19 protein-coding genes and 1 pseudogene are annotated in these 19439 nt (G+C 38.7%); 7 read left to right on the top strand and 13 right to left on the bottom strand.

The window, feature by feature from the left end; genetic code table 11:
* The first annotated feature begins 389 nt into the window (after window positions 1-389).
* From B806_RS0109710 to B806_RS20075, 7 genes are all read left to right on the top strand, one after another.
* Window positions 390-1949 (top strand): peptide MFS transporter, encoded by a 1560-nt coding sequence (locus B806_RS0109710; protein WP_079380941.1) that lies wholly within the window; start codon window positions 390-392, stop codon window positions 1947-1949.
* Window positions 1946-3748, top strand: a complete 1803-nt coding sequence (locus B806_RS0109705; RefSeq protein WP_017386561.1) for an aminopeptidase P family protein — start codon at window positions 1946-1948, stop codon at window positions 3746-3748. The genes B806_RS0109710 and B806_RS0109705 overlap by 4 nt, the downstream gene beginning before the upstream one ends.
* 487 nt (window positions 3749-4235) lie before the next feature.
* Complete coding sequence (locus tag B806_RS0109700) at window positions 4236-5432, top strand: integrase arm-type DNA-binding domain-containing protein (RefSeq protein WP_017402961.1); 1197 nt, start codon at window positions 4236-4238, stop codon at window positions 5430-5432.
* Window positions 5433-5442: 10 nt separating this feature from the next.
* A complete protein-coding gene (locus B806_RS0109695; protein WP_017402960.1) occupies window positions 5443-6066 on the top strand; it encodes an SOS response-associated peptidase family protein in 624 nt (207 codons plus the stop codon).
* An 837-nt stretch (window positions 6067-6903) separates the two neighbouring features.
* Window positions 6904-7404 (top strand): translesion error-prone DNA polymerase V autoproteolytic subunit, encoded by a 501-nt coding sequence (gene umuD, locus B806_RS0109690; protein WP_017402959.1) that lies wholly within the window; start codon window positions 6904-6906, stop codon window positions 7402-7404.
* The gene (locus B806_RS0109685; RefSeq protein WP_017402958.1) at window positions 7401-8699 is read left to right on the top strand and encodes a Y-family DNA polymerase; all 1299 of its coding nucleotides are present in this window, start codon (window positions 7401-7403) and stop codon (window positions 8697-8699) included. Before umuD ends, B806_RS0109685 begins: the two co-directional genes overlap by 4 nt.
* A gap of 17 nt (window positions 8700-8716) precedes the next feature.
* Window positions 8717-9397: a hypothetical protein gene (locus tag B806_RS20075; RefSeq protein ID WP_029768976.1), complete on the top strand. Its 681-nt coding sequence runs from the start codon at window positions 8717-8719 to the stop codon at window positions 9395-9397.
* Between the two features lie 189 nt (window positions 9398-9586).
* Here B806_RS20075 and B806_RS0109675 read toward each other — a convergent pair whose 3' ends face one another.
* The 13 genes and pseudogenes from B806_RS0109675 to B806_RS0109605 all read right to left on the bottom strand — a co-directional run bounded on the left by B806_RS0109675 (window position 9587) and on the right by B806_RS0109605 (window position 19306).
* Window positions 9587-9904 carry a DUF6527 family protein gene (locus B806_RS0109675; RefSeq protein WP_017402956.1) on the bottom strand — a complete coding sequence of 106 codons (318 nt, stop codon included), beginning with the start codon at window positions 9902-9904 and terminating at the stop codon, window positions 9587-9589.
* Window positions 9905-10450 carry an N-acetylmuramidase gene (locus B806_RS0109670; RefSeq protein WP_017402955.1) on the bottom strand — a complete coding sequence of 182 codons (546 nt, stop codon included), beginning with the start codon at window positions 10448-10450 and terminating at the stop codon, window positions 9905-9907. It abuts the gene before it with no gap.
* Between the two features lie 41 nt (window positions 10451-10491).
* Window positions 10492-10881: a hypothetical protein gene (locus B806_RS0109665; protein ID WP_017402954.1), complete on the bottom strand. Its 390-nt coding sequence runs from the start codon at window positions 10879-10881 to the stop codon at window positions 10492-10494.
* 63 nt (window positions 10882-10944) lie between these two features.
* Window positions 10945-11721 (bottom strand): annotated as a pseudogene (locus tag B806_RS0109660) (fibronectin type III domain-containing protein); the annotation flags it as partial.
* A 101-nt stretch (window positions 11722-11822) separates the two neighbouring features.
* The gene (locus tag B806_RS0109650) at window positions 11823-12293 is read right to left on the bottom strand and encodes a hypothetical protein (protein WP_017402951.1); all 471 of its coding nucleotides are present in this window, start codon (window positions 12291-12293) and stop codon (window positions 11823-11825) included.
* Between the two features lie 18 nt (window positions 12294-12311).
* On the bottom strand, window positions 12312-13505 hold the full coding sequence (locus tag B806_RS0109645; protein WP_017402950.1) for a DUF2213 domain-containing protein: 1194 nt from the start codon (window positions 13503-13505) through the stop codon (window positions 12312-12314).
* Window positions 13506-13579: 74 nt separating this feature from the next.
* Window positions 13580-13816 carry a hypothetical protein gene (locus B806_RS0109640; RefSeq protein WP_017402949.1) on the bottom strand — a complete coding sequence of 79 codons (237 nt, stop codon included), beginning with the start codon at window positions 13814-13816 and terminating at the stop codon, window positions 13580-13582.
* A gap of 273 nt (window positions 13817-14089) precedes the next feature.
* The gene (locus B806_RS0109630) at window positions 14090-14902 is read right to left on the bottom strand and encodes a phage minor head protein (RefSeq protein WP_017402947.1); all 813 of its coding nucleotides are present in this window, start codon (window positions 14900-14902) and stop codon (window positions 14090-14092) included.
* Window positions 14847-16181, bottom strand: coding sequence for a DUF1073 domain-containing protein (locus B806_RS0109625; protein ID WP_017402946.1), 1335 nt, complete (start codon window positions 16179-16181; stop codon window positions 14847-14849). Before B806_RS0109625 ends, B806_RS0109630 begins: the two co-directional genes overlap by 56 nt.
* An 8-nt stretch (window positions 16182-16189) precedes the next feature.
* A complete protein-coding gene (gene terL / locus B806_RS0109620; RefSeq protein ID WP_017402945.1) occupies window positions 16190-17716 on the bottom strand; it encodes a phage terminase large subunit in 1527 nt (508 codons plus the stop codon).
* Window positions 17694-18170, bottom strand: coding sequence for a DUF2280 domain-containing protein (locus tag B806_RS0109615; protein WP_017402944.1), 477 nt, complete (start codon window positions 18168-18170; stop codon window positions 17694-17696). The genes terL and B806_RS0109615 overlap by 23 nt, the downstream gene beginning before the upstream one ends.
* A 58-nt stretch (window positions 18171-18228) precedes the next feature.
* The gene (locus tag B806_RS0109610; RefSeq protein ID WP_025466686.1) at window positions 18229-18870 is read right to left on the bottom strand and encodes a putative metallopeptidase; all 642 of its coding nucleotides are present in this window, start codon (window positions 18868-18870) and stop codon (window positions 18229-18231) included.
* The gene (locus tag B806_RS0109605) at window positions 18839-19306 is read right to left on the bottom strand and encodes a hypothetical protein (protein WP_000378498.1); all 468 of its coding nucleotides are present in this window, start codon (window positions 19304-19306) and stop codon (window positions 18839-18841) included. The genes B806_RS0109610 and B806_RS0109605 overlap by 32 nt, the downstream gene beginning before the upstream one ends.
* Window positions 19307-19439 lie beyond the last annotated feature (133 nt).

Genomic DNA, 19439 nt, shown 5'->3' with positions numbered 1-19439 from the left:
AATCTCTAAATTAGACGATGTTATCTACAATATGCCCTTGCCAAAAAAGTTTGAACATAAATACGATTTCTAAGTAACTCTACACAATTTTTTTTAAATAATATCAATTACCACTCTTCACTGCCCATCCATAGAAAGGTTGAGGTTTTAAAGTGCTAATTTAATTTTTCTCATCGTAGTTTTACGCTAGGGCTAGCCTGATCAGCTTTGGTGCGCCAAGAGGAATCTTTTCGACTGATAATTTCAACTTTCTAATTTTTACCATTTGTTATATACCTTTTTTATACATGACCAACTTGCTTTTTCATTTTAAAAAATCTAAAAAATAAAACATAACTTTTTTTTATAATTAAACAAACTAAAAGTTTTGTTTTATCTAAACTACAAATATGTTCAAAGGATTTGAAATGAAGCATGAACTCGAACAATATGACAGAGCTTTTTTCGGCCATCCAAAACCATTAAAAACTTTATTTTTTACAGAGCTTTGGGAAAGATTTTCTTATTATGGTATTCGGCCTTTACTCGTTCTTTATATGATTGCAATGGTTAATGACGGTGGTTTAGGTCTTGACCGTCCAACTGCAGCCGCAATTGTTGGGTTATTCGCTGGATCTATGTATTTAATGACCGTTTTTGGTGGCTGGATTGCCGATAACTGGTTAGGTCAGGCACGATCGGTCTGGTATGGTTCTATTATTATTGCACTAGGTCATTTATCTATTGCCCTCACTACCATTTTTGATCAATTCTTTTTTTATTTCGGGTTAGTATTGATTGTTTTAGGTACTGGATTATTTAAAACATGTATTTCCGTAATTGTCGGAACATTATACAAAGCTCAAGATAGTAGACGAGATGCTGGTTTCTCCATTTTTTATATGGGAATTAATTTAGGTTCTTTTATTGCTCCTCTTCTAACAGGCTTATTAGCACGTGATCATAACTGGCACTTAGGTTTTGGAATCGGTGGCCTTGGGATGTTAGTTGCATTACTTATTTTTCGTGTATTGGCTGTTCCTCAGTTACAAACTTTTAATGAGTTACGTCAAGAAAATGATAATTGGAATAAACCTGTCGTACAAAACAAAAATGCGCCAAAAATTGCTTTCTCCTTCTTACTATCTGTTGCAGTCGTTATTGTTCTTACCTTATTTGGTGTCATTCATATCAATCCGGTCGAGGTAGCAACTTATTTAACAGTTGGGATTGGTATTGGGATTATTGCTTATTTTGCATATTTACTGCTTTTCCTGAATTTAGAGCAGCATGACAAATTTAAAATTATTATTTGTTTTGTTTTATTAGCAGCCTCTGCCCTATTCTGGTCAGCTTTCGAACAAAAGCCCACAACTTTTACTTTATTTGCACAAGACTATACAAATCGTATGTTTTTTGGATTTGAGATTCCAACTGTATGGTTTGAATCAATTAATGCCCTATTTATTATTATTTTTGCCCCAGTTGCAGCATGGCTTTGGGCACGACTGGGTAAATCAAATAAAGACCCAAGCTATATCAGCAAATTTATTATTGCACTTTTACTAGCAGCAGGTGGCTTTCTTGTTATGTCTTTTGCTAGTCGTTTCGCAATTGCTGGCGGCCTAGTTTCACCATTTTGGTTAGTAGGAACTTTATTTTTACTTACCATAGGAGAACTGTGCTTAAGCCCAATTGGATTATCAACCATGACTAAACTTGCACCTGATGTCATACGTAGTCAAATTATGGGTTTATGGTTTACAGGTACAGCCCTTGGCAACCTTATGGCAGGTTTAATTGGCGGGCAAGTCTCGGCAGATGGTATTAATCATTTACCTAGCCTATTTATGCGCTGTGTATTAGCCTTGGTTATTGGTGCAATCGTGTTATTTTTATTAAAGAAACCAATGAATAAATTAATGGACAAAAGTACCAACAAAGTTCAACCTGATTTGGAAACGATATGAACGACTTAACTGTTCCAGAAAAACTAGCGAAACTTCGAGAACTCATGACCAATCAAAGTATTGATGCTTTGGTTGTTATGAGTGCAGATCCCCATATGTCTGAATATTTACCAGACTATTGGAAAGCAAGGCAGTGGTTAAGCGGTTTTAGTGGCTCTGTTGGCACTTTAGTTGTGACCCAAAACTTTGCAGGACTCTGGGCCGATGGGCGCTATTGGGTACAAGCCGAACAACAACTCGCTGGAACTGGCTTTCAGTTACAAAAACTGACCAGTGATGAATCTTCTACACATCTTGCATGGATTGAGAAAAATCTACCGGCTGGTTCGGTTATTTCAGTAAATGGGCAAACACTTTCAATCCAGCAATTTAAAGCATTGGAAAATACAGCAAAGCAACGTGGCTTTAAGCTTGAAACACAGCAAGATTTAATTGGTTCGATCTGGTCTAATCGTCCAGAACTTCCTTTAGAGCAGATTCATTTAATGCCTGAAGGGTTAAATGCCCTATCTCGTAAAGAAAAAATTCAGGCAATACGCGAAACGTTAAAAACTAAGGCGATTGAAGGACATTTCATTTCATCTTTAGATGATATTGCATGGGTCTTAAATGCACGTGGACAAGATGTAGAATATAACCCTGTATTTCTTTCGCATTTATATATCAGTGCTCAACAGGCTGTTTTATTCATTGATAGTAACAAAGTTGATTTAAGCACCCAACAGGCTTTTAAAGCTGATGGCATTGAGATTCGTGACTATCAAGATTCAGCTCAGTTTTTAGCAAATATTTCTAATGCATCTGTGCTATTAGATCCCGCCAAAGTATCGATTTATCATGAGCAAGCTATCGCAAAAGATATTCAGGTTGTCTACGACATCAACCCAAGTACACTTTTTAAATCGCGTAAGCATGAAAGTGAAATAGCTCATATCCGTCATGCCATGGTGAAAGATGGTGTTGCCCTTTGCCATTTCTTCCACTGGTTAGAAAAAGCACTTCATCAAAGTCAACGCATTTCAGAACTCACCATTGATGAAAAGATTACAGCCTTCCGTGCTCAACAAGAGGGTTTTATAGGCCCAAGCTTTTCAACGATTGCCGGCTTTAATGCCAATGGTGCTCTACCTCACTACCGTGCAACTGAAGAACATTACTCATTCATTGAAGGCGATGGCCTATTACTCATTGACTCTGGCGGCCAGTATGTTGATGGAACAACGGATATTACCCGTGTTGTTCCTGTAGGAACACCAACAGAACAACAAAAACGTGACTATACTCTGGTTTTAAAATGTCATATTGCTTTGGCAAAGACGATTTATCCAGAAGGTTTAGCGGCTCCTCTACTCGATTCAATTTGTCGCCATACGTTATGGCAATATGGTTTAGATTATCGCCATGGCACAGGTCACGGTGTAGGCTTTGCGCTTAACGTGCATGAAGGACCACAAGTGCTTTCTTATTACGCACCTATTCATGCCTATAGTAAGTTGCGTGAAGGTATGATTCTTTCCAACGAGCCGGGCTTATACCATGAGGGACAATACGGTATTCGTATTGAAAATCTGGTTGCAAACAGACTTCACTCAGGGTTTGAGAAAACCTACGGCGATTTCTTAGAGTTTGAAACGCTGACCCTTTGCCCGATTCATTTAGATTGTATTGTCGTTGACATGCTAACGGATGAAGAGAAAGGCTGGTTAAATGGTTATCATCAAACTGTTCAAGAAAGACTGGCTGAACATTTATCTGGCGATGTTTTAGATTGGTTGATTTATAACACACGTAAGATTTAATCTTCTTGTATGACCAAGGCAGAATAGTTTTTTTATTTATAATAGAAGCTTATTCTGCCTTATTTGTACTTATATATCATTTCAAAAAACCTCACTTCTTAAAGCCGTTTTTCTGCAAATTTCTAACGAATGAAATAGTTAAACTGGTTACTTCTTTTTTTGCTATATTAGCCCATTAGAAAACGGCTTCTTATTTTTCAAACCTAAAAAGTCTTTTCTAAACAGTGAGTATGAATGTGAGTAATATTCTAACTACTCATTAAATATATTTTAATTATCATGAGGTTAAGTTCATCATGCTTCTAATGATCGAAAAGAAGTATTGAACAAATCTAAAAAAATCTAGCAAAATTTTAAAAATCACAAATTATTGAAAATTATTAAAAATACAAATCTAAGCAAATCTAAGCAAACTATGCAAAATCACTAATCTTGAGTATCATTTTGAGTATGGCCCTAAAAATCAAAATTGGATACTCAAGATTTCATGTTAAGTGACTCTAAAATTAGAAGTGCAAAACCAAAAGAAAAGCTTTATCGGATTGGTGATTCGGACGGGTTATGTATTGAAATTAAACCTAATGGAAAGAAGTATTGGCGCTATCGTTTCCAGTGGCTTAAGAAAACTCAAATGATGAGTTTAGGCGAGTACCCTATTGTGGGATTAGCCGAAGCTCGTACAAAAAGAGATGAAGCTAAATCTTTAGTAGCAAGCGGTATAAATCCAGTTGAAGAAAAAGAAAATCAAAAAAAAGCTAAATCTGATGAATATGAAAATAGAGTTCTCTTTAAACATGTTGCTGCAGAATATAAAGCTGAAAAACTAAATAATCGTTCAGGAAGATATCAAGAAGCTTTTCAACGTGCTTTAGATAAAGATATTTTAAAAGTTATTGGTGATAAGGATATTAAAGAAGTTACTTCAGCAGACGTTTTGACAATTATGAAAAAGACGATTGCACGAGTTAAGCGTCAAAAAAACCATGGTACTGGCGAAGTTTCAGCAATCCAAAATCGTACTTTTATTGGTGGTGTAATGCGTTATGCAATCGCTACACTTAGAGCTGAGTATGACCCAACGTATGCAGTTAAAAACGTTGTTGAGCGTCCTGAAATAGAACATGCCAGACCAATGGAAAAACATGAAGCTGTGCAACTCAGGAATAAATTAAATAGTTATGGTGGATCTACTACAGTTAAAAACGCTGGTCTTGTAATGCTCTACTCAATGCTTAGGACTATCGAGATCCGTCGCATGAAATGGGAATATGTCGATTTTGAAGAAAGAACAATCACATTTCCAAAAGAGATGATGAAAAAGAAACGTATTCATATCGTTCCTATGTCCGATCAAGTTTTCAATATTCTTCAAGAGCAACGCAATATTGTTGGAAATCGTGAATATGTTTTCCCAGCGATTTATCAAGATGGAATGCTCTCAGCTACTACAATGAACAAAATGCTTGATTATATTGGTTTGTCTGATGTAACGGCTCATGATTTTCGCGCTACAGCTTCCACATTACTAAATGAAAAAGATTACGATGATAAATGGATTGAAAAACAACTAGCACATGCGGATGGAAATAAAACCAGAGCTACATATAACCATGCAAAATATCTTGAAAGCAGACGAAAAATGCTACAAGACTGGGCTAATATCGTAGATAGTTGGGCTAATTAATAGGTGGTCTATGTGCGCTAATTATGAACCTATATCAAAAGACCGAGTACATCTACTAGATTTGCTTGAGCCGACATTTGAATATAAAAATGATGTCTATCCTGGTTATGACTGCCCTCTTATTTTTAGCAACAATGGAAATATAGAATGGAGATCTGTTAAGTTTGGCTTGATCCCAAAATGGAAGCATGACCTTAAATATTCTCACTATACATATAATGCAAGAACTGAAACAGTATCTACCCTACACAGTTTTAGACATGCATGGGCTAAAAGCCAATTTGCGTTAATACCTGTAGAAAAGATTTATGAACCCAAATATGTGAACGGGAAAGCAGAACGTTGGGGAATTTATCGTGAAGATCGCATGCCATTCACTGTGGCTGCGATTTATGAATCTACAATAATTGAAGGTCAGCAAGTTAGGTCAATGTCTATGTTGACAATCAATGCTACTAATCATCCTTTCATGAACCAATTCCACAAACCCGAAGACGAAAAGCGTTCTATCATCGTCATTCCTGAAGAATATCGAATTGACTGGTTAAACTGTAAAAAAGAAGAGGCAGACCAATTTTTCTTTGAAATGCCAGTTGGGGAATATACTGCTGAATACTTTCCAAAAATAAAATAACACTTTAATAAAAGACCCGCCTGCACCAGCAAACGGGTCTAAGTTCAGCTTATTTTTCAAGTTCTTAACGAATCACAAAATCAGCGATCTGAACTAAATCAGCTAAGATCCCGATTAAATGAAAGCATACGAATTTCAAGACCTTAAGTCCTAACATTACATTTCGCCTTTATTGCGGCGCTATAATTCGTTGTTTGAATTTTCTTTAAAACAATGTCAATATATTCTCAATTGAAAACGATTTAAGACTTAGTTTTAAATTTCGTTGAAAATTAAATTAAACAACGTTTAATAACGCGCTTGTTTAAATCCGCTGCTTACTTTCGTCCTCGACCAAAATTTCGAAAGTGAGCAGCCCCTCCTAATGTTTTTATTCCTAGTCAAAAAAATCAACGAACAAATTCTCTTGCCATAAATACATTAGCTATTTAGACAGCATGCTATCTCTTTGTATTTCTAAGCTTATAGCACGTCTAATAGCAGATCAATCTTGACTTTTTATTAAATTTTTATCTTTATGATTTGTTAGAAGTTACCATAGCAAAGCTGTTAAAAAACATTTATAGATAACTTTGTGGATAAGTATAAAATCAATAACTTATATATATATTGTTCTAGAAGTGACTCATTTTGTTATAATTTTCTTATTACTTTTTTCACCCTATTATTCCAAGTTTACAAAGTAATTTAATTTGTAGAAATTCCGACCAAATGCACAATAATGTGCGACAAGTTACGACTAGTCATTATTTATCCACAACTTTTTAAATTTGAAATTTAACTAAGCTCTAGCATATCATCTTGAATATGTTACAAATTCAAGTTAGGGGATATTTTATGAGCGAAATTGCACCATCCATTATCCAGATAAAGCCTTACCTTACTCAAGGTATTGCTTTGTCTGATGTTATGTCTATCAAGCTAGTTGTACCAACAACTCATATGCTTGTCCCTTACGCTTTAGAAAAGATTTCTGCAGGATTTCCAAGCCCTGCACAAGATTATGTAGATAAAGCGCTCGATATGAACGAGCACTTAATAAAAAATGAAACTGCAACCTTTATTGTCAAAGTAGCATCTTTATCTATGTTGAATGCAGGAATCGAAATTGATGATGAGCTAATTGTTGATCGTAGCTTAGATGCAAAGCATGGCGATATTGTTGTAGCACTAATCGATAATGATTTTACGGTTAAGCGTCTGATGATTGATGAATCAGGTCAGTGGCTTAAAGCAGAAAACCCTGAGTATAAAAATATTTATCTGGCAGATGGTCAGGAACTAATTATCTGGGGTGTTGTCACTCATATCATTAAAATGACAAGAAAAAGATCATGAAACATGAGAATAAAGTCTTTTTTCTCATCGATGTGAATAACATGTACGTTTCATGTGAGAGAGTCTTTGACCCAAGTTTGAATAATAAGCCTGTGATTGTTCTCAGCAATAATGATGGGTGCGCCGTCGCGCGTAGCAATGAGTCAAAAAACCTAAACATAAAAATGGGTGTGCCACTTTTTCAAATCAAAGACATTGTCCAGCAACATAATGTGATCGTTCTTTCAAGCAACTATGCAATGTATGCAGAAATGTCACGGCGCTTTCATAAGATCCTTGCTTCATACGTAACAGATGAAGAGGTTGAGCCCTACTCAATCGATGAATGCTTTGTTGATTTCACAGCTTATGAGAAGAACTTTGATTTAGAAAAAGTCGGTCACGATATGCGGGCGAAGATATGGAAATGGATTGGTTTGCCCGTGTGCGTAGGAATTGGTCGCAGCAAGACGGAGGCAAAGATATCCAATCATATAGCTAAGAAAAATCAAGGGTTTAACGGCGTCTGTGATTTGGTAAATATGGATCCGTGTAATAAAGAATATTATTTTTCTTTAATTGATGTTTCAGAGGTTTGGGGGGTTGGCCGTAAACATGCAAAGAAGTTGCATTCTCTGGGGATTAAAACAGTATTGGATCTAGCTTGTACTGAAGCACGTGAAATGCAGCGTCAATTTTCTATCGTCATGGCTCGTACAATTAATGAGCTACAAGGCATTTCATGTATTGAGATTGAAGACACCCCGCCATCAAAAAAACAAATTATTAAATCATGTTCCTTCGGGGCAAAAGTAACTGAGCTAGATGATTTGAAAGAAGCTATAGCAATGCATGCACAAGAAGCATGTAAACGGTTGCGTGATGAAGAGTCACTATGTGGTTGTCTACTTGTATTTGTTCAATCAAGCCCATTTGATGAAAGTGCGCCATTTTATAATAAGTCTAGTACTGGCGCATTTTCTGAACCCACAGATTGCACAACAGATTTCGTAAGAGCAGCTGTAAGGATGGTGTCAGATATCTTTAAAGAAGGCATCAAATATAAGAAATGCGGCGTAGTGCTGACAGGACTTGAGCCCAAATCTGGCCATACCTATGACCTACTCACAGATTTTGAAGTAATAGAAAAGAAAGAACAATTGATGAAAACACTGGATAACGTACACACAAAATTCGGAAAGAAAAAGCTCGGTGTTGGTCCTTGTTATATACCTGGTCGAACTTGGTCGATGAGCAGAGATAAATTGAGTAATAACCCCTTTACTTGGGATGAATTATTGATTATTAGTAAATAATTTTTGCTAGGCGTATTATGCGAATAAATAAAGACAATGTAATTAATGCAAAATGCATTTTTGGAATAGTAGTTTCCATATGCTTTATGCTAATAGTAATATTAAAATCTTTTTATGGACAAGAAATTGAAATTTCTTTTATTAAGGATATATTTTCAATTGGAGCTACGCTGTTTGCTGCTTTAATTGCAATATCACTATTTAATGATTGGAAAGAACTTCATAATAAACAAGTCCAAAACGATTTTTCTCTAAAGACATATAATCAATTTAAAAAATTTGAATTAGCTTTATTTAAAGCTAATGATACTTTTTCAAACTTATCAAATATCATTGATTGGTATAATGAAATTGAGTTGCCACTCGATGACTCAAAGGTAATAGAAAAACGAAATGAAATGAATTTGATGTTTTCACAAGTACATGAAGCTGAAAATGAATTTATGAACTTCATGAGTCAATTGGTTGACTATTGCGTAGTTACCAATCAAGGAGATAAAATTTTAATTATTCAAAAAGACTTATATAGACAATTTTTTAAATTTTATAAAAATGAAGATGAACTTTCTTACTCTTCATATAATCAATTCTGGAGAAATTATAGTAACTTATTTGACGAGTACTTATCATTAAGAAAAAATACTTATAACAAAGTTATAAAAGATATTTTAGATAAATTGCAAGAACACTTAAATTGACAATGCCAACTATGTTTTTTTAAAAAGTGTGCATAATTTTGCACAAATTCAGCAAAATTAATTAAAAATGAGCAAATATTTTCTCAATCAAGCCCTCCTTAGAGGGCTTTTACACAAATGGCTACATTCACATTACTATTGATCGTATGCGCTGAGCATCCTGATAATAGGATAATTAACATCAAAAACTTAAACATCGATCGGAACCATGTCGACCGTTTGACCAGCCAATTCGTGATGACAGTCAGATAAAAATTGAATCTTCCCATCAGTCAAAAACAGATGGCATCGGCTTGCTGGATAATGGTCATTAATAAGTAAAGACGGTGTAAACGTTGGCTTATTTATATCGCCGTTAAAACCCCAAGTACTGCCATTATGATGTGCACCTTCTTTCACATGGAATGGATGTAAATATTTACAACCCGGGCACTTAAACATATAGATGCCGCTACTCCAATATTCTAGAAAAGGAGTGAGCTCAGTTACTGTTTCTGCTTGAGTCATTTACATCACCACTCGATTGTTGATCCAGCCATAGAAAAATTGTTCCTGGCTAGGATTTCGCTCACAGATTTCGATGTAACGCTGGCCTTGCATGATATTAAGAACTCGCACCAATACGTTCTCTCCTTCTTTGCCGCGCTTGGCCAGATAAGTTTTAAGTGCATTTAATGTTGCTGGACCATAAATCCCATCTACTGATAAATCTGGCCACCCTGCTTTACCCTGGTTATTCAATAAGTTTAGTGCACGCTGTAAAAGTGGTTTAGCAAAGCCGGTACCGCAATTAACACCAGTATCTAAAAGCTCTTCAGCAACTGCAGAGTTAATAGCGTTCACCTGGTCAAACCGTGGAGCTGTCCAATAATTTTTGCGATAAATTGCTTTAGCCACATCTAAAGGCAAATCACGCATATTACCTTTAAAATCATTGGCGCGAGCAACTGCTTCAGTAATGCCGTATTTTGTTGCTCCTCCCCGATCGGCTGGATTATTTACATAACCGCCTTCGCGTTTAATGAGTTCTTCAAGATATTGTTCAATGTTCATTTCAGTTTCCTTTAGATGTAAAAAACCGCCCGAAGGCGGCATTAACTGTTTTCGATATCACTTCTGGCTTTTTTAACTTCTTTGATTACTTCAATAATCGTTTTACCTTCCTGTTTGTTAATAAAATTAAACGTCCACCTAACTAAAGCCCAACCGGGAATACCACAAACAAAAAAGAATCCACCGAGTGCCATCATCCCCCAAATATCTGTAATCCATTCGTGGAGGCCCCACTTCACAATGATGAATGAGCCACCCGCTAAACTTGATACAACCGTACAAATGAGCCCCACAGCCCACTCTTGAGGTGAGCGTGGCATACGAGTCATTAAGACAACTGTTGCAACTAATGCGACCGCTAAAGTCACCATAATTGCTGCCCCATAAAATTTTAATAATGCTGTTAAACCGCTTGTAGAAACTGGTTCCATGCCTTTTACTCCAGAAGTAGGCAAAAAAAAGCACCCGATTGGGTGCTAAATACGTAATTTAAATTAACCTTCAGAAGTACTTTGAGTAATCTGATTTGTATAGTTCCAGACTGTGTTTTCCCAAACATCCCGTACAGCGACACGAATGTAATAAGGAGTTGTTGGTTGTAACCCTCCAAAAGTAGTGGTTAAGTCTGTGCCGGTCCACGTAGGCGACATTTGTGTAGGATCAAAATTAGGAGTACTGCTTAGCCATACTGCATAATCTTTCAGGTCTGGTACTTCGCTCGGTACCCAATTCACTGTAATAGAATCTACCGTTGCAGCCGTATAAACATTTAGAAGAACTGGCGGTACCGGATTACTAATACTTAATTCAGCATAGGTGCTGATCTGGTCGCCGTTCTTACTTGCTACACGTATTGTATAAGCTCGTCCTACTCCATCAGTCTTAGCTTCTTCTATCGAATAGCTGTAATCCGTATTTGTTGTATCAACTTGCCGAATCATTGCCCCATTCGACCAGACTTGTACACGATAGCCAGCTGCACCGGTTGAGCTTTGCCATTGGACTTTAAATGTTGTGCCTACAAACGGCGATTGAAGTGACAGGCCTTTCACACCCGCAGGACGTCCACCCGATAATGTATAGCTAAAAGCTGTTACCTCATCCAATGTCTGTTCTTTGCGCTCCAATCCATTAAAGCTAGTAAACTTTAAGAAGATCTGTTTACCCACAAGATTTTCATTAAATCCATACTCAAAGATAGCCCGATCAAGGCGTACAAATTGTTCACCAGCGCTATGAATCTGGGCATCATCAAAACGCCCACGCAGAAGGCAAAGTTATCTAAATTAAATGCATCCCCTACAGCGATTTGCACCCCATGTGCAACTGCTGATAGGCGGATTTTCATTTGTTCTAATTGTTTTGACATTGATTATGCTCCACGCAAACGAAGAATAGCTAATCCATCAGGACCAGTGATGGTTTCCCAAGAGGCATTAGGTAGTTCCGTAGAATCTAATGCTGCAGAAGAAAGTGAACCAAGTGGCGCTTGGGCAGTAGGGTTCGCAGTACGTACATAAACCTTCGCATTGATATCAATCACTGGAGCTGAAGGCTTCACCCAGATAGAACCGATTTGCATTACAGGTGCACAGTCCTTAGCTTGATAGGCTTCTTTACCTAAGGCATTTTTTCCAGATTTACCCACGTGCTGAAAAACCACTACACCAAACTTTGTATTGGTTGCCCCAGTTACCGCGCATACCGTTTTTCCGTCAGCAGATTGGACTACCACTTCACCGTCACTAACTACGCCTGTACCAGCAACTGGCAAAGATAAAATTTCTTCGGGCATGTGCAGGCGAGCACGCATACCCGGAATAGCTTGAGGGGTTAAAGACATTTGAGGTTCTCCAGTTAATTAGAAACTTTGTTTCCAAGCTTCTTTTTTGTTGTTTGGTTTAGGCTCCCCATCTACTGGTTTACCGTCTCCAGTTTTAACTTGCTGTTGCTGGTGAAGAGCATCACCTACAGGATTAGAAGGATGTGTACCCTTCACAGCACAGAGTGCACGGAAAGTTGTGTCGATCTGCTCAGGCTTTGCATCACCTACCGATACACTACCCATTAAAGCTGTTACTAAAGCATCACCCGCTTTAGCTGCAATAACGTCACGTTTGATTTGCTCACATGTGCAGCCTTCAGTTTTTACCGTTGGTACCAATGCCTTTGCATCGGCAATAACAGCAGCACGTTCGGCAGCAGCTTGTTCAAGCTTTTCAGGAGTCATCTGGTTCTTTTCCAGATCTCCCACTTTTTGCTCAAGAGTAGTTTTATCGGTATGCAATTGATCTACAACCGCTTGTACTGCGTTCAGTTCATCACCGATAGAAAATTGCTTATCACCTACTTTAAGTTTTGCAGCCTTCAAGTTTTCCAGCTGCTCTTGTTGCTGCTTTAATGCATCCGCCAAGGGCTTGTTATCGCCAATGTCAAAACGAATACCGTTTACACTTACTTCCATTGTTTTCCCCTTTGGAGTTTGCTTTTCGTCACCGATGCGACAATCACCACCACAGCGACCGTATTTAACGAGTGCTACGTGATTGCCAATAAAATTAATAAATTTTGCTTGGTACACCGTGCCATCTGGCGCCGTGCCCTGCTCTAAAACTAATGTGGCTCCATAACCCAGCGACATTTCTAATCGCTCGTTGTTCTGGATTAAATCAATGCTGTCCTTATCTTTAATGAGCAAATCGCCCAATAGATATTCGCCTTCTTGGCGGACGTTCTCACAATAGCCAATGTGATAGTCCTTCCAGTTGGCTGCATTAATTTCATTCTTGGGTGGGTGATAATCTGTAGCATCAGCACCATCCCAACTTTTAATCGCTGCCGGCTTAAATAGCTCTTCTGCGGATGTATAGACGTTAATAGTCTGATCTGCTGAAAAGCCTTCTAAGTTTGGGAACTCATACGCATAGTATTGACGTACCTGAGGTGCTTTACCCAAGCGAACATTTACACATTTCAAATAACCTTCTGGTGTATATGAGCGTGTGGATTCACTTGGAGCAAAGTCACCTACCTTGAAGCGGTAAATGTTTTTCATAAATTGCGCTCAATAAAAAACCACCCGAAGGTGGTTTGCTTGAAGTTAAAATATTTCGTCTATTTGCCCTAACTTTACTTTCTTTCAGTTTTCAATTTATGCTCAAGGTCTTTTAGTTGCTGATTAGACATTTCACTTAAAGCCAGAAATGTACCTTTCACCATGTCCTTAAATGCGTGAACAGTTTTATCAAGCCCTTTAGCGAAATCAATCATAATAGATTCAAACTTATTGGGTTCTTGAATTGTTTGTTGCTTTGCATTCAAACGACGATAAAAACGTTTTTTTGAATATTTCTTCTTACGTCCCATTACTCGATCCTATATAGAAGCTTTTAAGCTTTAATTGCCATAATGATCGAATCTAATTTCCAAAGCAGAATGGGAATTGAGATTAAAAGAACTGACAAGAAAACCTTTTTCAAAGTAAGTTCTCGGATCTGATTCATTTGCTCTTGTGTCAATTTTTTAGAGCTTTCAACTCCATCTACTTTAACTAATGGGGGTGTACAAACAATCGGCGGAGTGGGTCTTCTTGGACCGTGGTCCTTCCCACACTTCCAGCATTTCTCGCTAGCGTTAGAATTAGTCAATTAAGATATCATCATAGTTAGGCAATGCTGTACAACGACAACGAATAGGCTGACCGGGATGCCCACCGTCTGGTGGTGAATCCCATCTGAATGTCTTGCCCTGTTTATGCTGGTGGTCTGGCCTTACACGCTCATCTTTCGCCGTTTGCCATGTGTATGTCTCGACACCCATAGAAAGTTGTCTGGCTTGGTTAATTTGGCCGTTAATCTTGCCCATCTGATCACTAGCAATAAGACGTGCACGATAATCAGTAGATAAACCCAATTGCTTAATTGCTTTGGCCAACTCTTCATTAGTTTGTCCAGTCTGCAAAGCATTGGTGATTAATACCTCAAGCTTATCGGCGTATTGCTGCGGAATAGACTTAATCAAACTGACATTGGCCGTGATGTTTAGATCTACCTCATCTTGAATATCAGCAGCTCGATAGAACGGCGTAAGATCCACACCAATAATCGTTTTAGTGTGCTCAGCAATTTGCTTGTCTACTTCCTTTTGAGTGTCAGTCACAACTTTAGTGGCCAACGGTCGAGAAACCTCAACAACATATTTTGTGAGCTTTTCCCGAAACGCCGTCATCATGTCAGAAAACCAAGCATCACCGATATTCTGGCCAACTGTAGGAATAACTAACTCTTTAGTTTGTTCCTGACAGTATTTTGAAATAGCCAGTAGTTGTCGCGTGTAATAAAGCTCTACACGGCGATTTACATGCACGGCCCTCGGCTTAGAAGCTTTACGACCTTTTTTACGTTTCTTCGCCTGCTGGAGGTGTGGTTTCAGGATCTGAATTATCGTTGTCATTTCGCTTCACCATTATTTCAAGCTCTTTGATATGTTCTTCATCAATCACTGAATAAACACCATCAATGAGTAGCTGCCGTGCTATTTGTGGCTCTGTAATGATGCCCATCTCTAAATATTTAGCATCCCGTTCGGCGTTAGCTTTCTCAACTTCAGAACGGACTTTAGCGTCTAATTGCCAGAGTGGATTGAATACAACGTCTAAGCTTGGAATCTGACGACCAAATGTAGCTTGAACAATTACTCTTAAAAGCTTCAACATGAATGGCTTTAAGGACCATATTTGCTTAGTAGCGATACTGTCGTAATAGTTCCGTGTGTCGTGCTCACCAGTTGCGTTCATGCCTGCAGGTGATTGCCCGAATAAAATCGTATATGGCATATCGGCAGCACCAGCAGCTTGGATAGAGAATTCACGCATGAGGTCAGGTAAACCACCAAAGCTATAAGATTTAGAGTCATACTCCTCATCTTTATCCAAGACGATCATGCCGTTTAGGCCCTTAAGCAATCCGACACTAAGAAAACGTTCAGCTACGGATTTCATGTCCTCTTTGATCTTATCGACCAAGTTGGGAGTTCTAATCACGTCAATTTTTGATTCATGCACAAGACTTGCTGAGGCTTTCTTAACGGCGGCATGATCAAGCAGATCTTCATAAACTTCCTGCAAAACACTTACAGGTTCTTCATTAACTACATCTGCATGGCAAAATTTGATTAAGCGAGTGTAGTGGATCCGTTGGTTAGATTTTCCATCAAGCTTTAGCTTATAAAATTCAGGCTGCTTTAAAAGTCCACCTGCCTCCTTAGGCGATAAGTATTTACTGGTATCAGCTTCAATGTGCTTTTTCTTAAGCACCGTGAAAAACTCTAAACGACCAATACCTAACTTGTTTAAATCAAACGGTTGATCTAAGTTGCCGCCGTCCACAGTTCCTAGAAGCACATAGCAAACGCCATATAAGCGAGAAAGTACCAAACTAGATAAGAGAACCCCATCTAAGTTAAAAGCCTTACACGCCTCTTTAAGCTTTAGTAAATCGTTGTCTTGAATCCCTTCAAAAAACCATCCAGCTCGGAGCATGTCACTTGCTGGACGGTTTACGATGCGCTTAGCCAACCAGTGTTGATACACGGCTTCTAATTGCTCATCAGGAATTACTTTCTTAACGAAAGAACCGTGTGAAGCTTTGTCACGTTCGGTACCAATATTTGAGACAAAGTTTGTGTAAGCCCCTGCATCGCCAATTGCATCGGGCTTTTTAGTTTCAGCCATAATTTCCTCTAATCAAATACAGTTGGCTTTTTGGCTAATGAATCATTAATCGCATCAATGGTCGGGTCCCACTGGTCGTCATGGTCATGTGACCAATCAGCAGTTAGGCCTTCAATCTCTTCAATGTAGTTCAATAGCCACGGTGCATTAGCTGGTAACCAGACACGGCGTTCTTCAACATAAAGAATGACGTCCATTGTCCTTGAGAGTTTGTCAGTACTTCGCTGAATCGCACGTATTGGTAAAGTGGTCTGCTTAGATATGGACTGAATTAAACCAGTACCACTCGCCTTATCCTCTACGGCCATATAACGAAGCTTGCCAATCTTTGTGTTACTGTCCTTGTGTTTATTGATAAAAGCTTTAGCTTCTTTCAATAGCTCTGGCGCTTCCCATTTGCCACGCTTCACGTCAATGATGTAAAGGTTATTGTCATAGCCAAGACCAGCACATAAGAACACTGAGAAGTCGTTATGCTCTTTTGTCTTTTGCGCCGTATCTGCCCAAATCGCACGCCATTTAAGAACAGGTAAATCTAGGTAACGTGGGAACCATTCAGCCTTAACAAGATCACCACCCAGCTTTTTAGGGTTTTGCATGTATTGGCTTGCAAACGTATAGCGTGACACTGTGGCGCCGTCTTTATCTTCCCCGCCTTTCTCAAGCTGCAGCAATGAAAGTAAAGATTCTTTTAATGGCCAGTAGCTTTGTCTGCCTTTCTCATCACGTTCAACATCACGTGGAATTTTGCGCTGTATGTGCTCTGGTAGCTTACTGATGTACTCATCATCAATAAGTGCGGGAATACTGATCTGTTCCCACTCACCAGGTACATTGCCCGTCAACACAAAGTTAGTCGGATCTTCAACGTGCAAACGTTGCATGATCAGAATAATTGGCGTGTCAGATTTAGCTTTACGAGAGTTGACCGTGTTTAGAATTTTACGATTAGCTTTACGTCTAGCGGTCTGGCTAAATGCATCCTCAGGCTTTAATGGGTCATCAAGAATAATCGCACCGGTAAAGCCCTCATTGGCTAATGTACCGGCACGGCGACCTGTGACCTGCCCACCCATCGAAGCAGAATAAACATGACCTGCGTCATATCCATCGACTGTGGTTTTCCAACTAGACTTAGCGTCCGTACTGGTAGAGATCTTTACAGGCCATAAATTCTGAAAGTCTTCCGACTTAACAATATTTCTAGCTGTAGCTGAAACATCCTCTACAAGTGATTGCGAGAAAGACAAATACAGAAAGCGCGAACGTGCATTACGCGCTATTCCACGGGCAATAAGGTTTGTGAGTAATTCAGTTTTACCGCTTCCGGGTGGAACGTTAATAACTAGGTTTTTAACCTTGCCAGCTATTACCTCGTCAATCTTGTCGGCAATATATTCATGATGCCAATTGACCGAAAACTTAAAGCCCATGCGAGGCAAGAAAAAACGCCGTGTAAAGAATAAGTGTTCTTTCTCACAGAGTTCACGCTCCAGCTGCATTTCAAGCAGCTTAGTATTTACCTTTGAGTTCATCTAACACCTGCCGTATCTGTTCAGGCGTTGCAACAACTTGTGTGACATGCTCGCTTTGAAGTGGACCACCACCAGCGCCGGTTAGCTCTGTTTTATTAGTGAATTGCCCGCCAATATCCTGAGCTGCCTGTTTGAGAATATTCATAGCAGCAACACGGTTTCTGCTATGTTTTTGATACTGGTTTTCATAGCGCTGCATACGTACTGCTAAATTTGAAATAGGTATGGCCTCAGGCTTGCCCAAAAACATTTCGCGAGTCTTTTCAAAATCTTTTCTTAATTCTTCGCTCAGGTTCTCGCCTGCCCGTTTGGTCGGGTCGTATTTCTCACACTGCTGTTTAGTAACTTTTATCCCGTATTCTTGGTTGACGAGCTCAGCAGTTTCTGTGGGTGTATTAAATACGGCAAGTGAGCGAACTATAAAGAGTTTTACCTCTTTTTTTAGAGCCGCCATATCCTCAATCCTGTCAACCTACGTCAACCTAAATAGCCAAAAAAAAGAGCCTCAAGGCTCAGGTAATTATGCAGTTTCCACAACATTTCGAAATATCTAAATCAGAAACAAACGGCGGATTCTTTGCGACTTCAATAAGTCGCTTAACATTTTTGCTTGGTCCATAACGTTTAACTACGCCTATAAACTCTTCAACGTCATGACCTGCAAGATAGTGCTTAGGTAAGCCTGTATTATCGCTATAGATGATTTCACCATCTTCATCTTTCATAACGCCAATGTGATACAGCTCATGTTCAAGCAAATAACAAAATTCAGTATCATTAGCACGTTCACAGAAAGAAGCATCGACAGTAATTAAATAAGTTGGAACTGCGCCAAACCAGTCGCGCATTTGTTGCTCTTGTCTAGCTTTACGCCAGCCACCAACATTGAACATGACTTTTTCGCACTGACCTAACACCATAGCTTGCTTGCTTTTATATGCAGAAGAGGCCCAAGCAAATGATAAAAATTCTTCATTATCGTGAAGCAGCTCAGCTATGTGATCATGATCGGGGTTATAAAGAGGCCCACCTATCGTTAAGTAGTTGGCCACAACCCATTTCTTTAAATCAGGTGCAGGTATTAAACGGAGTGCTTCCTCTTCTTCGGCCTGATCCATAAAATCAGTTGGAGGAAATGGTCTGATCTGATCCATTAAATATTTGCCTCTTTAAATTTTTAAGCCATTGGCTTGCGAAATGAGCTTGGATCTGTAATGGACCAGATTCATTAATCTTAAATCTTGGTGCTGCCTCTAACCGAACAACGGTATATCCCATTGATTCAGCAACATCGTAACGGTCCATACTCCACGCCTTTGTTGCCAGCTTGCCCTTTCGTCCACCTGACCAGGGACCGCCAGCAATTTCAACTAAAATACGATGTTCAATTAAATGAAAATCAAAACGCCAATGCTTTGTTGATTTAAACTGGAATTTCTTTTCGTATTTAATTTCCAGATTGTCTAAAGCTTCAGTAAATTCTTCCTCTGCCTCTAAGTACTTTTGAGTAGCTTTAGGTAGCGGTCTGGATTTAGGCTTGTTTTTAGGTTCTTTTTTCCGAGTAAGCCAAAAGTATTCTGTAGAATCCATTATTCTCACCCATAAAAAAACCGCCCTAAGGCGGTGGCTAAACTCACAGGCAATATAGTATTACTTCTTAAAAGTTGCATTATAAAGCTTTGAATTAAAGTAATCCGTAATTTCTTTACCTTCGGTTTGAATT

The sequence above is a fragment of the Acinetobacter sp. TG2027 genome, assembly GCF_000302435.1.
GTDB lineage: Bacteria > Pseudomonadota > Gammaproteobacteria > Pseudomonadales > Moraxellaceae > Acinetobacter > Acinetobacter pittii.
This window is presented reverse-complemented; position numbering and strand designations above follow the sequence as displayed.

Coding starts and splice junctions, on each gene's coding strand:
- B806_RS0109710 (WP_079380941.1), top strand. CDS start 390: ATGTTCAAAGGATTTGAAATGAAGCATGAACTCGAACAATATGACAGA.
- B806_RS0109705 (WP_017386561.1), top strand. CDS start 1,946: ATGAACGACTTAACTGTTCCAGAAAAACTAGCGAAACTTCGAGAACTC.
- B806_RS0109700 (WP_017402961.1), top strand. CDS start 4,236: ATGTTAAGTGACTCTAAAATTAGAAGTGCAAAACCAAAAGAAAAGCTT.
- B806_RS0109695 (WP_017402960.1), top strand. CDS start 5,443: ATGTGCGCTAATTATGAACCTATATCAAAAGACCGAGTACATCTACTA.
- umuD (WP_017402959.1), top strand. CDS start 6,904: ATGAGCGAAATTGCACCATCCATTATCCAGATAAAGCCTTACCTTACT.
- B806_RS0109685 (WP_017402958.1), top strand. CDS start 7,401: ATGAAACATGAGAATAAAGTCTTTTTTCTCATCGATGTGAATAACATG.
- B806_RS20075 (WP_029768976.1), top strand. CDS start 8,717: ATGCGAATAAATAAAGACAATGTAATTAATGCAAAATGCATTTTTGGA.
- B806_RS0109675 (WP_017402956.1), bottom strand. CDS start 9,904: ATGACTCAAGCAGAAACAGTAACTGAGCTCACTCCTTTTCTAGAATAT.
- B806_RS0109670 (WP_017402955.1), bottom strand. CDS start 10,450: ATGAACATTGAACAATATCTTGAAGAACTCATTAAACGCGAAGGCGGT.
- B806_RS0109665 (WP_017402954.1), bottom strand. CDS start 10,881: ATGGAACCAGTTTCTACAAGCGGTTTAACAGCATTATTAAAATTTTAT.
- B806_RS0109650 (WP_017402951.1), bottom strand. CDS start 12,293: ATGTCTTTAACCCCTCAAGCTATTCCGGGTATGCGTGCTCGCCTGCAC.
- B806_RS0109645 (WP_017402950.1), bottom strand. CDS start 13,505: ATGAAAAACATTTACCGCTTCAAGGTAGGTGACTTTGCTCCAAGTGAA.
- B806_RS0109640 (WP_017402949.1), bottom strand. CDS start 13,816: ATGGGACGTAAGAAGAAATATTCAAAAAAACGTTTTTATCGTCGTTTG.
- B806_RS0109630 (WP_017402947.1), bottom strand. CDS start 14,902: ATGACAACGATAATTCAGATCCTGAAACCACACCTCCAGCAGGCGAAG.
- B806_RS0109625 (WP_017402946.1), bottom strand. CDS start 16,181: ATGGCTGAAACTAAAAAGCCCGATGCAATTGGCGATGCAGGGGCTTAC.
- terL (WP_017402945.1), bottom strand. CDS start 17,716: ATGAACTCAAAGGTAAATACTAAGCTGCTTGAAATGCAGCTGGAGCGT.
- B806_RS0109615 (WP_017402944.1), bottom strand. CDS start 18,170: ATGGCGGCTCTAAAAAAAGAGGTAAAACTCTTTATAGTTCGCTCACTT.
- B806_RS0109610 (WP_025466686.1), bottom strand. CDS start 18,870: ATGGATCAGATCAGACCATTTCCTCCAACTGATTTTATGGATCAGGCC.
- B806_RS0109605 (WP_000378498.1), bottom strand. CDS start 19,306: ATGGATTCTACAGAATACTTTTGGCTTACTCGGAAAAAAGAACCTAAA.